8 protein-coding genes are annotated in these 12,473 nt (G+C 72.6%); all 8 read right to left on the bottom strand.

Features of this window, described 5'->3' with window-relative positions; genetic code table 11:
* Positions 1–246: 246 nt before the first annotated feature.
* The 8 genes from EDF32_RS01150 to EDF32_RS01115 all read right to left on the bottom strand — a co-directional run bounded on the left by EDF32_RS01150 (position 247) and on the right by EDF32_RS01115 (position 12,405).
* Positions 247–1,356 carry a sugar-binding protein gene (locus tag EDF32_RS01150; protein ID WP_123306708.1) on the bottom strand — a complete coding sequence of 370 codons (1,110 nt, stop codon included), beginning with the start codon at positions 1,354–1,356 and terminating at the stop codon, positions 247–249.
* A 136-nt stretch (positions 1,357–1,492) separates the two neighbouring features.
* Entirely contained in the window at positions 1,493–2,776 is a 1,284-nt protein-coding gene (gene mmsB, locus EDF32_RS01145) for a multiple monosaccharide ABC transporter permease (protein ID WP_123306707.1), read from the bottom strand.
* A gap of 56 nt (positions 2,777–2,832) precedes the next feature.
* Complete coding sequence (gene mmsA / locus EDF32_RS01140; protein ID WP_123306719.1) at positions 2,833–4,341, bottom strand: multiple monosaccharide ABC transporter ATP-binding protein; 1,509 nt, start codon at positions 4,339–4,341, stop codon at positions 2,833–2,835.
* Positions 4,342–4,529: 188 nt separating this feature from the next.
* Positions 4,530–5,738, bottom strand: a complete 1,209-nt coding sequence (locus EDF32_RS01135) for an ROK family transcriptional regulator (protein WP_123306706.1) — start codon at positions 5,736–5,738, stop codon at positions 4,530–4,532.
* A gap of 169 nt (positions 5,739–5,907) precedes the next feature.
* On the bottom strand, positions 5,908–6,375 hold the full coding sequence (locus EDF32_RS01130; RefSeq protein ID WP_199734780.1) for a GNAT family N-acetyltransferase: 468 nt from the start codon (positions 6,373–6,375) through the stop codon (positions 5,908–5,910).
* Positions 6,376–6,378: 3 nt separating this feature from the next.
* Positions 6,379–7,386 (bottom strand): malate dehydrogenase, encoded by a 1,008-nt coding sequence (locus tag EDF32_RS01125; protein ID WP_123306705.1) that lies wholly within the window; start codon positions 7,384–7,386, stop codon positions 6,379–6,381.
* A 39-nt stretch (positions 7,387–7,425) separates the two neighbouring features.
* Positions 7,426–11,028, bottom strand: coding sequence for an ABC transporter ATP-binding protein (locus EDF32_RS01120; RefSeq protein WP_123306704.1), 3,603 nt, complete (start codon positions 11,026–11,028; stop codon positions 7,426–7,428).
* Between the two features lie 156 nt (positions 11,029–11,184).
* Positions 11,185–12,405, bottom strand: coding sequence for an NADP-dependent isocitrate dehydrogenase (locus tag EDF32_RS01115; RefSeq protein WP_123306703.1), 1,221 nt, complete (start codon positions 12,403–12,405; stop codon positions 11,185–11,187).
* Between the last annotated feature and the right edge of the window lie 68 nt (positions 12,406–12,473).

Raw genomic sequence — 12,473 nt, 5'->3', positions numbered from 1 at the left:
CGGGCCCCCCCACCTTTTTCTCCCGCGCCCCCCCGGCGCCCGCCCCCGCCCGCTTTTCTCTTTTTCCCCCCCCTTTTTGTGGCGGTGGGGGGGGGTTATCCCCACTTCTCGGCGGGCCGGGCGGGCAGCACCCGGCGGACCGGGCGGGCAGCACGACGGCCCGGCACCGAGGGATCGGTGCCGGGCCGTCGTCCGCCCGTGCGTCCCGCGGCGGCCGGTCAGGACCGCCCGCCGCGGGAGGACGCGCTACTTGGTGAGCGGCGCGAGCGTCTTGTCGTCCTTGTAGACGTCCGCCGCGTTCTCCTTGGTCACGATGACCGGGTCGAGCAGGTTCGCCGGGACGACCTTGACGCCGTTGTCGTACGACTTGGTGTCGTTGACCTCGGGGTCCTCGCCCTTCTGGTAGGCGTTGACCGCGTCGATCGTGCTGTTCACGAGCGCGGTCGTGTCCTTGTAGATGGTCGAGTACTGCTCGCCCGCCATGATCGACTTGACCGACTCGACCTCGGAGTCCTGGCCGGTGATGACCGGGGTGTCCTTGCCCGCCTGCTTGACCGAGGTCAGCGCGGCGCGGGCCAGCGTGTCGTTCGGGGACAGGATCCCGTCGAGGTCCTTGTCCTTGTAGTTGCCCGCGAGGATCGTGTCCATGCGGTTCTGGGCGTTCTCGGCCTCCCAGCCCTGCGTGGAGGTCTCCTGCTGCGACACCTGGCCGGAGACGACCGTGAGCGTCTTGTCGTCGATCTTCGGCTGGAGGACCTCCATCGCGCCATCGAAGAACGGCTTCGAGTTCGCGTCGTCCGGCGAGCCGGAGATGAGCTCGATGTTGTACGGTCCGTCGCCCTTGCGCTCCTTGAGCCCGTCGAGCAGGGCCTGGCCCTGGAGCTGGCCGACCTTGAAGTTGTCGTACGCCTCGTAGATGTCCACGGCGTCCGTGTTCTTCACGAGACGGTCGTACGCGATGACCTTGACGCCCTGGTCCGCGGCCGCCTTGAGCTGCGTGCCGAGCTGCGAACCGTCGATGGCGCCGACGACGATGACCTTGGCACCCTTCTGGACCATGGCCTGGATCTGGTTCTGCTGCTCGGAGACGCCGCCGTTGGCGAACTGGACGATCGGCTTGTAGCCGTCGCTCGTGAGCCCGTCCTCGAACAGGTTCTGGGCGAGGACCCAGTTCTCCGAGGTCTTCTGCGGCAGCGCGACACCGATGGTCGCGCCGGCCTCGAAGCCGGCGGCCGCCGAGGCGCCGCCGCTGGCGTCGTCCGAGCCGCTGCGGTCGGAGGACGAGGAGCAGCCGGAGAGCATCAGTGCGCTCGTGGCGCCCAGCGCGACGAGCGCAGAGGCAAGCTTCTTCTTCATGGGGATCCACTTTCTGTGACAGGCACCCCTCATCGGGTGCGCGGGGTGGAACGGGTGGTGCGGGTGGTGCGGGTGGTTCGTTCTGGGGCCGCGGCGCCGGTGGTCCGACGCCGCGGCGGTGCAGCCGTCCGGGTGCTCAGCCCTGGGGGCTCGCGTTCACGGCGGGCACGGTGGGCTGGGGGTCGTCCGCCCCGGTGACCGCCCCCGTGCCCTTGTCGCGCCGGGACGGGAAGATCAGCCCGATGATCGACGGGCGGCCGCCGACCTTGTTGAACACGTCAAAGGCGACGGCGAGAAGCAGAACGAGGCCCTTGATGACCTGCGTCATGTCGGAGCCGACACCCATGAGCTGCAGGCCGTTGTTGAGCACGGCCATGACCAGTCCACCGATGACGGAGCCGAGGACGGTGCCGACGCCACCGGAGACAGCTGCCCCACCGATGAAGACCGCGGCGATCGCGTCCAGCTCCCACCCCGTCCCGTCGAACGGGCCGGAGGCCGTCGCACGGCCCACGAAGATCATCCCGGCGAGCGCTGCGAGGATCGACATGTTCATCATGACGAAGAAGTTCGTGTGCTTGATGTTCACGCCGGACAGCGCGGCGGCGGCGCGGTTGCCACCGACGGCGTAGACGTGGCGGCCCGTGATGGTCCGCGACGCGACGAAGTGGTAGATGATCACGAGCACCGCGAGGATCACGCCGGGGATGGGGAACGACGTCCCGTACCGGCCGCTGCCGAAGAGATAGGTCAGGTAGCCGATCACCACGCCTGCGATGACCACACGGGCCACGGTGACGCCGACGGGCGGCACGTCCATGCCGAGCCGGGTCGCGCTCGCCCGGCGGCGGTACTCCGACCACACGACCGTGGCGAAGGCGAGGATCCCGAGCAGCAGCGTCCAGTTGTTCAGGCCGGTGTTCGGACCCCACTCGGGCAGGTAGCCGGCACCCATCTCCTGGAACTGCTTCGGCACCGGCACGGTCTCGGACTCACCGATGTACTGGTTGAGCCCGCGGAAGAGCATCATGCCGGCCAGCGTCGTGATGAAGCCCGGGATGCCGACGTAGGCGACCCAGAACCCCTGCCAGGCGCCGATCACCGCACCGACCGCGAGGCCGAGCAGCACGCCGACCCACCACGGGATGCCCCAGTCGCGCATCGCGATGGCGACGATGATGCCGGTCACCGCGGCGACCGACCCGACCGAGAGGTCGATGTGCCCGGCGATGATCACGAGGACCATGCCGATCGCCAGCACCAGGATGTAGGAGTTCCCGATGATGACGTTCTGGGCGTTCGTGGGCGTCAGGACGTTGCCGCCGGTCTGCCACTGGAAGAAGAGGATCAGCACGACGAGCGCGATGACCATGCTGTACTGCCGCATGCCACCGCCCGCGAGCTGCTTGATTGACGACATCGTCCGGGCTTCCTTCTGTGTCTTCGTCGAGCTGGTTGTCGTGGTCGTGGTCGTGGTCACGCGGGCGCTCCCGTCATGAGGCGCATGAGCCCCTCCTGGGTCGCGTCCTTGCCGGGGACGTCACCGGTCACCCGGCCCTCGAACACCGTGTAGATGCGGTCGCACATGCCGAGCAGCTCGGGGAGCTCGGAGGAGATCACCACGACCCCCTTGCCGGCGTCGGCGAGCTGCTGGATCAGGGCATAGATCTCGAACTTCGCGCCCACGTCGATGCCGCGCGTCGGCTCGTCGAGGATGAGGAGCTCCGGCTCGGTGAACATCCACTTCGCGAGGAGCACCTTCTGCTGGTTGCCGCCGGAGAGCTTGGCGACGCCCTCCTTGACGCTGGGGGCCTTGACCCCCAGGGACTTGCGGTAGCCCTCGGCGGCCAGGTACGACTCGTCGGAGCTGATCGAGGCGTGCTTGGTGACGCGCGGCAGGTTGGCGGCGATCACCGTGTCCTGGATGGTGTCCAGGAGGTTCAGGCCCAGGGACTTGCGGTCCTCGGGCACGTACGCGATGCCGTTCTTGACGGCCGACAGGACGGTCGGCATCGACACCGACTTGCCGTCGATCTTCACCTCGCCGGACAGGAACCGTCCGTACGAGTGGCCGAAGATCGAGCGGGCCAGCTCGGTGCGCCCCGCGCCCATGATCCCGGCGAAGCCGACGATCTCGCCGCGGCGGACGTGGAAGCTGGACTGCTTGCAGATGAGCCGCCCGGGGACCTCGGGGTCCTCGACCGTCCAGCCGTCGACCTCGAAGAAGATCTCGCCGATCGTGGGCGTGTGGTCGGGGAACCGGGACTCGAGCGAGCGACCGACCATCCCGCGGATGATCCGGTCCTCGTCCACGCCGCCCGCGGAGACGTCGAGCGTCTCGACCGAGTGGCCGTCGCGGATGATCGTGATGGAGTCGGCGATCGCCTCGATCTCGTTGAGCTTGTGCGAGATCATGATGCTCGTCAGCCCCTTGGCGCGCAGCCCGCGCATCAGGTCGAGCAGGTGCTGCGAGTCGTCCTCGTTCAGGGCGGCGGTGGGCTCGTCGAGGATCAGCAGGCGCACGTCCTTCGCGAGGGCGCGGGCGATCTCGACGAGCTGCTGGCGGCCGACGCCGATGTTCTTCACGAGCGCGTCGGGCGAGGCGCGCAGGCCGACGCGCGCCATGAGCTCCTTGGCGCGGCTGCGGGCCTCGTCCCAGTCGATCCCCAGCTTCCCGCGGACCTCGTTGCCGAGGAAGATGTTCTCGGTGATCGAGAGCTCGGGGATCAGCGCGAGCTCCTGGTGGATGATGACGATCCCGGCGGCCTCGCTCGAGCGGATGTCCTTGAACTGGACCTCCTCGCCCTGGTAGACGATCTCGCCGTCGTACGTCCCGTGCGGGTACACACCGGACAAGACCTTCATGAGGGTCGACTTGCCGGCCCCGTTCTCGCCGCAGATCGCGTGGATCTCGCCGGCGCGCACGCGCAAGGAGACCTCGTCCAGGGCCTTGACCCCAGGGAACTCCTTGGTGATGGACCGCATCTCGAGGATGGCGTGGTGGTCCTGCAACGGACTGCTCCTCTCCTGCTCCGGGCCCGACGGCGGGCCCGAGCGACACTGCACGTCCGTCACTGCGTCGTACGGACGGCCTGACGCTAGACCGCGCCAGGTCTTGTGGTCAACTCCTGAACACACGCCGAGACCAGAGTGTTACGGAAGTGACCGGCTCGTTACCCGCGGACGGCGATCTCGACGTCGCGCAGGTGGCTCAGCGCGAGCAGGCACGCGCCCCGTACCTCGGCGTCCTCACCCAGCTCGGAGAGCTCGAGCGTGGCCCCCTGGAGCGCGGCGGGCATGGTCCTCTGGCGGGCGGACTCGAGGACCGCGTCGAGCAGCGGTCCCGCCACCGAGGTCAGCGGCCCGCCGAGGACGACGACGTCCGGGCCCAGCATGCTCGTCACGACGCCGAGGACCCGGCCGAGGGCGGTGCCGGCGTCCTGCAGGATGCGCACGGTCGGGGGGTCGCCCGCCGCCGCGGCCGCGAGCACGTCCGCGAGGTGCGCACCCGAGACCCCGTGCACGCGCTCGAAGTCCGTGACGAGCCGCCGCGTGGAGGCGACCGTCTCGAGGCACCCGCGGTTGCCGCAGTAGCACAGGTCCCCGTTGTCGACGACGGGGACGTGACCGATCTCACCCGCCATGCCCGTCGAGCTGCGGTACACCCCGCCGTCGACCACGAGCCCGGCGCCGATGCCGCTCGCCACCTTGACGTACACGAGCGTGTGCAGGTCGCGGAACTGGGGCAGGCCCGTGTGCGCCAGAGCCCCCAGGTCCGCGTCGTTCTCGATGATCGTGGGCATCCCGAAGATCTCGCGGGTCATGGCCACGACGTCGACGCCGGCCCAGTTGGGCAGCACGTTGGCCTGCAGCACCTGGCCGCTGTCCGTGGCCAGCGACGCCGGGAGCGCCATGCCGCACACCGGGACCCGCTCCCGCGCGATCCCGTGCTCCTCGAGGAGGTCGTCGACGGCCTCCGCCACCCGGGCGAGCGTGTCCTCGGGAGGGTGCCCGGTCTCGAGCGCCATCCGGCGCAGGCCGAAGGTCCGCCGCGAGACGTCGGAGGCGAGGACGGCGGCGTGCGAGCGGCCGACGTCGACGCCGAGGACGACGCGCTCGTCGGGCGCGAGCGAGACCTCGACGGACCGCCGCCCGCCGCTCACGACCGAGCGCGTGCGCACGAGCCCCTCGTCGACCAGGTCCCTGACCAGGCTCGACACCGAACCGGTGGACAGGCCGGTCGAGCGCGCCAGCCCCGCCTGCGTCGTCGGGCCCCGGGCGGCGAGCGAGCTCAGCAGCAGCCGGAGGTTGCGCTGGCGCAGGGAACGTTGGGAGCCGGCGTCGCGGCGTGCTCCGGCGTCGTCGCCGGGAGGTCGTGGCATGGGGATGGTCTACAGAGCCAGCGGCCCTGTTGTCAATTCTTGAACGCGTGGGAGGTGCATCCCTTGAACCTGTGAACACGCTGCACGCCGTCGACACGTGTCACCCGCCGCCGCGAAACTTTACTCGCCCGCGCCCCCGCGCAACAGGCCCCACGGGGTGAAACCCCACTCAGATCGAGAGCTTGAAGCCCTCGTGCGACTGGGCGTACCCCAGCGAGCGGTAGAACCGGTGCGCGTCGGGCCGGGACTTGTCGGACGTGAGCTGGGCCAGGGCGCAGCCGCGGTCCCGGCCGTACGCGTGGGCGTGCTCCATCATCCGCCGACCGATCCCTCGCCCGCGCAGCCCGGCGTCCACGCGGACGGCCTCGACGAGCAGGCGCGACGCTCCCGCGCGCGAGATCCCCGGGACGACCGTCGGCTGCATGCAGCCGACGACGTCGCCGTGGCGCGGGTGGGCAGGCTCGTCCAGCACGGCCACGACCAGCTCGTCGTTCGGGCTGGCCGCGATCGCCTCGAAGCCGCGCACGTGCGCCGGGCCGAAGGCTCCTGTGCGCGAGGCCGCGACAGCGTCGTCCGCGATCAGCTCCACGACTCGCTCGAGGTCCTCGCGCGCGGCCGCGCGGACGGTGATCGGCACGCCTCAGATCAGGCCGAGGGAGCGCACCGCGTCGCGCTCCTCGGCGAGCTCCGCCACCGAGCCGTCGATCCGCTCCCGCGACAGCTCGTCGATCTCGAGGTCGCGCACGACCTCCCACGACGCGCCCGGGCCACCGGCGGAGGTGACCGGGAACGAGGACATCAGGCCCTCGGGGACCCCGTACGCCCCGTCGGACCACACGCCCGCGCTCGTCCAGTCGCCCTCGGGGGTGCCGAGCACCCAGTCGTGCACGTGGTCGATCGCCGCGTTGGCCGCCGACGCCGCCGACGACGCACCGCGGGCGTCGATGATCGCGGCACCCCGCTTCGCGACGGTCGGCACGAAGTCGTCCAGGAGCCAGCCCCGGTCGGCCGTGAGCCCGCTCGCCGGCCGGCCGCCGATCTCGGCGTGGAAGACGTCGGGGTACTGGCTCGCCGAGTGGTTGCCCCAGATCGTCAACCGCCGCACCTCGGACACCGGGACGCCCGCCTTCGCCGCGAGCTGGGAGAGCGCGCGGTTGTGGTCGAGCCGCGTCATCGCCGTGAAGCGGTCCTTGGGCACGTCGGGAGCGTTCGAGGCGGCGATCAGCGCGTTCGTGTTGGCGGGGTTGCCCACCACGAGGACCCGGACGTCGTCGGCCGCGACGGCGTTGATCGCCTCGCCCTGCGGCTTGAAGATCCCGCCGTTGGCCTCGAGCAGGTCCGAGCGCTCCATGCCCGGCCCGCGCGGGCGCGCGCCCACGAGGAGCGCGACGTTCGTGCCCTCGAACCCGGCGCGCGGGTCGTCGTGCACGTCGATCCCGTCGAGGAGCGGGAAGGCGCAGTCGTCGAGCTCCATCGCGGTGCCCTCGGCCGCCTTGACGCCCTGCGGGATCTCCAGCAGCCGCAGCCGCACGCGCGTGCCGGGGCCGAGCATCTGCCCCGACGCGATGCGGAAGAGCAGCGCGTACCCGATCTGGCCGGCAGCGCCGGTCACCGTCACGTTCATGACCTTCGCAGGCGTCGTCGTCATGGCCCAACTCTGACACAGCGCCGGACGGCCGGCGTGCGCTCAGCCGGCGAGCGCACCCCACCGGGGCGCGAGCTCGCGCCACTCCCCGCTCGCGACGACCGCACCGTCCTCGAGGACGACGACGCGGTCCGCCCGGGCGAGCGCCGCACCCTTGGACGTCGCGCCCACCACCGTGGCGCCCTGCGCGCGCAGCGACTCCCACAGCTCGACCTCGGTCGCCGCGTCGAGGGCGCTCGAGACGTCGTCGGCCACGACCAGCTCGGCGTCCGTCGCGAGCGCCCGCGCGAGCGCGAGCCGCTGGACCTGGCCGCCCGAGAGGCGCACGCCGCGGTGGCCCACCAGCGCGTCGGGTCCCCCGGCGTCCGCGACGTCCTGGCCCATGCGGGCGGCGGCGACCGGGCCCCCGACCTCGCGCGGGTGGTCGAGGCGCACGTTGTCCTCGAACGTCCCGGACAGCACCCGCGGGACCTGCGCCACGTGCGCGACGCGCCCGGGTCGCAGGGTCGCCTGGGTGTCGTGCACGACGGCGCCGTTCCACGCCAGGGTGCCCGTGTGGTCCACCAGCCCCGCGAGCGCCCCGAGCAGGCTGGACTTCCCGGAACCGACGCGGCCGAGCAGCAGCACGAGCTCGCCGCGCCGCACCGTCAGGTCGACGCCGCAGACGCCGACGGTGCCGTCCGTGTGCACGGCCGAGACGCCGCGCAGGTCGAGGCGCTCGAGGCGCTCCTGCGCCTGCGGCCGCGGGGCGGGAGCGGTGCCGCGGACCAGGTCGACGCCCTCCGGCAGGTCCACGAGGTCCGTGCCGCCGGCGAACGCGCTGGTCGCGCGCTGCCAGGCCCGCGTCCCCGGCGCCTCGGTGACGGCCGCGCCCGCCACGACCCCGAACCAGGCGAACCCGCTCACGGCGCCCGTCACGAGCAGCGTCGTGGCGAGGTCCCACACGCCGGCCAGCAGCGCGGCCCACGCCGCGACGACGCCGGCCTGCACCATGATCGTCGGGATCCCGTCGAGCACCGCCTGCACGCGGTGCTCGACGACGGCCGCGCCGACCCGGCCCGCGTCGACCTCGCGCAGGTGGGCGTGCGCGTCGGCCGTGCGGCCCGCGAGCTTGACCGTGCGCGCGCCGTCGAGCACCGAGACGAGGGAGCGGCCGAACCGGGCGCGGGCCGCTGAGGACCGCGCCGCGGACCGCCCGGCGTACGGGCGCCCGACGACCGCGCACGCGGCGGTGACCGCGAGCACGGCCAGCAGCACGCCCCCGGCGAGCCATGACCCGCTGAGCGCCGCCGTGAGGACCACGAGAGCGAGGCCGTTGAGCAGGTCCACCCAGCGGTCGGCGTACTGCACGAACCGGTCGGCGTCGAGCGCGCGGGCGACGACCTCGCCCGGCGGGGTGCGCCGCAGCCGGTGCTGGTCCGTCTGCCCCCGCAGCACGGACAGGCGCACGCGCAGCAGCAGCTCGATCCACCACCGCGGGTAGATGCGGAACGCCCACGCGTGGCACACGGGCACGAGCAGCAGCAGGGCCGCCAGCACCCCGACCAGCACGACCGGTGCCCCGCCGTCCTGCAGCGAGGTGACCGACCGCCCCCACAGGAACCCGGTGACCGCGCCCTGGGCGGCGACCACGCTCGAGGCGAGGAAGAGCACGCCGCCCAGCGCGCCCCACAGCGGGCGCACGGCGAGCGCGTGCGCGACGCCGCGCGCCAGGCTCGGCCCGTGGCCGGGGTCGCGCTGCTCGGGCGCCGGGCCGGTGCGCCGCTGCGCGGCCACCGCGTCCGCCGGGCTCCCCGCGTCGCCGGGCACGTCGCCGGCCGGGCCGCGCGCCGACGCGACCGCCGGCCCGCCGTCCCGGAGGTCCGCGGGGTCGACGTCGACCCGGCTCGCCTCGAGCAGGGCGCGGAACGGGCCGTCCTGGGCGACCAGCGCGCGCGGGCCCTGCTGCACGACCCGACCGTGGTCGAGCACCACCACGAGGTCCGCCCGGGCGACCGTGCCGAGCCGGTGCGCGACGAGGATCCCGGTGCGACCGCCCAGCAGGCGCTCCGACGCGCGCACGACACGGGCCTCCGTGAGCGGGTCCATGCGGGCCGTCGCCTCGTCGAGCACGACGACCTGCACGTCGCGCACGAGCAGCCGCGCGAAGGCGACGAGCTGCTCCTCCCCCGCCGACAGCGTCGTCCCGCCCGGCCCGAGCGGCGTGTCGAGGCCGCCCGGCAGCCCGGCGACCCAGTCCTGCAGGCCGAGGTCGCGCACGGCGCCCTCGATCGCGGCGCGCGGGACGTCCGCGAAGAGCGCGACGTTCTGCGCGAGGGTCCCGGCGACGATCTCGGTGCGCTGCGTGACCACGCCCACGGCGGAACGCAGGGCCTGCAGGTCGAGGTCGAGCACGTCGCGGCCGCCGAGCAGCACCGAGCCGGGCGCCGGCTCCACGGCCCGGGACACGAGCGACGCGAGGGTCGACTTGCCCGAGCCGGTGCGCCCCACGAGCGCCACCGTCTGCCCCGCGGGGACCACGAGGGAGACGTCCTGCAGGGCGAACCCGCCGTCGTCGTACGCGAAGCGCAGGTCGCGGACCTCCAGCTCGAGCGCGCCGGGCGGCAGCGACCGCCCGCCCGCCGGCTCCGGCTCGGCCTCGAGGAGCTGGCGGATGCGGATCATCGCGCCGATGCCCTCCTGCAGGTCCGGCAGGTGGCGGGCGAGGGTGTCGATCTGGCCGACGAACGTGGCGGTGACCAGGAAGAGCGTCACCAGCCTCGCGACGGAGAGCTCGTCCGCGACCGCGAGCGCCGTCCCGGCGACAGCGACGCCCGCCAGCAGCGCGTGCAGGAGCGTCCCCGCGCGCCACGTCATGCGCGTCTCCACCTGCAGCACGCGGGCCAGCGTCCGGTGCACGACGGCGGCGGACTCCGCGAAGCGGCGGACCGCGAACGCCTGCCCGAGGCTCGTGCGCAGGTCGTCGCGCGCGGCGACCGCCTCCTCGAGGGCCGCCGCGTTGTCCGTCCAGGCGCGCTCCTCGACGACCTTGCGGCGCGCCACCTCGCCGAGCAGCGGGCGCACGACGACGTACGTCACCGCCCCGAGAGCGGGGAACAGGAACCAGGCGGGCCACCACGTCAGCCCGGCGACGACCCACAGCGGCACGCTGCCCACGACCGAGCGGCCCGCGCCCCAGGCCTGGCGGCGCACGAGCGACCCCACGGCGTGGGTGTCGTCGTCCACCCGGTCGAGGACCTCGCCGACCGCCTGCTCGCCGAGGGTGGCCAGCGGCTGGTGCAGCGCCGCGCTGAGCAGGTCCTCGCGCAGGCGCCCCTCGGCGCGGTCGACGACGCCGGCCCAGGCGACCTGGCCGACGGAGTCGAGCACCGCGGCCCCCACCACGCACGCGGCGAGCGTCACGACGCCCGCCGCGGTCGCGACGTCGGCCAGGCGTCCCGCGACGACCGTCCCGAGGGCGGACCCGACCGTCCCGACGGCCAGCGCGAGGAGCGCCGCGAGGGCGACCGGGCCGCGCAGCCGACCGGCCCCGAGCCGGCGGGCCGGGTCGCCGGGGCGGGCGGGCGCGTCGGGCCGCGCGGGGTCGCTCTGCCCCGCGGGGGAGCCGCTCGGCCCGTGGTCGTCGGTGGTGGTCGCCTCGGTCATGATGGGCCGATCGTAGGTGCGGGCGGCGCGCGGGCGCGCCGGATTTTCGTCCCCGCGCACGACGACGCCGGCCGCCCCCAGGGGGACGGTCGGCGTCGTCGGGTTTCGCGCGGTCGTGCGCCGGGCGGGCGCGGCGGGTGCCGGTCCCGGCGGGGATCAGGCCCCGAGGCGCGCCGCGAGGTTCTCGTCGAGCGCCGCGAGGAACTCCTCCGTCGTCAGCCAGGCCTGCTCGGGGCCGACGAGGAGCGCGAGGTCCTTGGTCATCTTGCCGGACTCGACCGTCGTGACGACGACGTCCTCGAGCGTCTGCGCGAACTCGACGACCTCGGGGGTGGCGTCGATCTTGCCGCGGTGCATCAGGCCCCGGGTCCAGGCGAAGATCGAGGCGATCGGGTTGGTCGACGTCGGCTTGCCCTGCTGGTGCTGACGGTAGTGGCGCGTCACGGTGCCGTGCGCGGCCTCCGCCTCGACGGTCTGGCCGTCCGGGGTCATGAGGACCGACGTCATGAGGCCGAGCGAGCCGAAGCCCTGCGCGACGGTGTCGGACTGGACGTCGCCGTCGTAGTTCTTGCAGGCCCAGACGTAGCCGCCCTCCCACTTCATGGCCGAGGCGACCATGTCGTCGATGAGGCGGTGCTCGTAGGTGAGCCCGGCCGCGGCGAACTTGTCCGCGAACTCGGCGTCGAACACCTCCTGGAACAGGTCCTTGAACTGGCCGTCGTAGGCCTTGAGGATCGTGTTCTTCGTCGAGAGGTAGACCGGGTAGCTGCGCTGCAGGCCGTAGGCGAACGAGGCGCGCGCGAAGTCCTTGATGGACTCGTTGAAGTTGTACATCCCCATCGCGACGCCGCCCTCCTCGGGCATCGTCACGACCTCGAACCGCTGGGGCTCCGAGCCGTCGGCCGGCTCGAAGGTCATCGTGACCTTGCCGGCGCCGGGGACCTTGAAGTTGGTCGACTTGTACTGGTCGCCGTGGGCGTGGCGCCCGATGATGATCGGCTTGTTCCAGCCCGGGACCAGGCGCGGGATGTTCGAGATGATGATCGGCTCGCGGAAGACGACGCCGCCGAGGATGTTGCGGATCGTCCCGTTGGGCGAGACCCACATCTTCTTCAGGCCGAACTCCTCGACGCGGGCCTCGTCGGGCGTGATCGTGGCGCACTTGACGCCGACGTGGTGCTCCTTGATCGCGTTCGCCGCGTCGACGGTCACCTGGTCGTCCGTCGCGTCGCGGTTCTGGATCGAGAGGTCGTAGTAGCGCAGGTCCACGTCGAGGTACGGGTGGATGAGGCGGTCCTTGATGAACTGCCAGATGATGCGCGTCATCTCGTCGCCGTCGAGCTCGACGACCGGTCCGGCAACCTTGATCTTGGCCATGCGCGTGCTGCTCCCTCGGGGGGTCGGCGGTGGGTTCCCGACCACGATACGCGATTTCTCGACGTCAA

Source organism: Cellulomonas sp. PhB143 (genome assembly GCF_003752595.1).
Taxonomy (GTDB): domain Bacteria; phylum Actinomycetota; class Actinomycetes; order Actinomycetales; family Cellulomonadaceae; genus Paraoerskovia.
The sequence above is the reverse complement of the archived record's forward strand: the minus strand, read 5'-3'. Positions and strand labels throughout refer to the sequence as shown.